The 952-nt window shown below is 58.1% G+C and carries 1 protein-coding gene; it reads right to left on the reverse strand.

Annotated elements, in window-relative coordinates:
* Positions 1-77: 77 nt before the first annotated feature.
* Positions 78-952, reverse strand: an 875-nt coding sequence (locus VZ95_RS16805) for a cyclic nucleotide-gated ion channel (protein WP_156995362.1), incomplete at its 5' end; no start/stop codon positions are given.

Consider the following 952-nt stretch of genomic DNA (forward strand, 5'->3'; position numbering starts at 1 on the left):
CTTGGGTATCAAGCCCCCCGAAAAAGCGCAAGCGCGCCGCCCGAAAATCGATACAGGATCGGTATGAGGGAAAAAACCTAGGGCTGAAACTTAATGCGCTCGGCGGCGTGAGCTTCGATCGTATTGCGCATTTCAGGATAAATCCGCGTCAGCTTGTCGAAGTCGCTCGCTTCCAACACCAACAACTGCGTATCGGTGACGGCGACGACATTGGCCGAGCGGGGAGCCTTGTTCAGCAACCCCAACTCGCCGAAAAAATCGCCGTTCGAGAGTTTTACCCGTCGCTCACCGAGATCGACTTGGAGTTCGCCCGACACGACGAAATACATGCAGTCGGCAGCATCCCCCCGGCGGACGACGCGGTAGAGCGAGGGGACGGCCAAGGGCCGCAGCATGCTGGCAATCTCGACAATGTGAAGAATCTGGAGATCGGAGAAAAGCGGCACCTGAAGGACCAGCTTTGAATTCACCACAAAATCGCGGCGTTTGATCTGCTCCATAAAGCTGCTCGCCATAATCGCCGAGGGCAGGGCGACCATACAAAGGCCCATGAGCGCCGACACCCCGCCGACGATCTTGCCCAACGGAGTGTGTGGCACGACATCGCCGTAACCGATTGTCGCCAGGGTCACGATTGCCCACCACATCGATTGGGTGATCGTGCCGAACGCCTCCGGCTGGACGTCCTTTTCCACGAGATGAATAAGACTCGCCGACGTGAAGAGCGCCATCACCGCAATCAACAAAGCCCCGAAGAACGAGCGCCGTTCTTGATAGAAGACCGTTGCCAGCGATTGCAGCGCGGGCGAGTAGCGCGTTAACTTGAGCAAGCGAACGAGATGCAGATAGCGCGGATCAAGGAAAAATAGCCCCGCCAAGAGCGCGGGGACGAAGGCGCAAAGATCAATCAGCCCCACCGGCGAGACCATATAGCCGACCCTAAGCCGCCAGG

The sequence above is a fragment of the Elstera litoralis genome (assembly GCF_000963705.1).
In the GTDB taxonomy this organism is placed as follows: Bacteria; Pseudomonadota; Alphaproteobacteria; order Elsterales; family Elsteraceae; genus Elstera; species Elstera litoralis.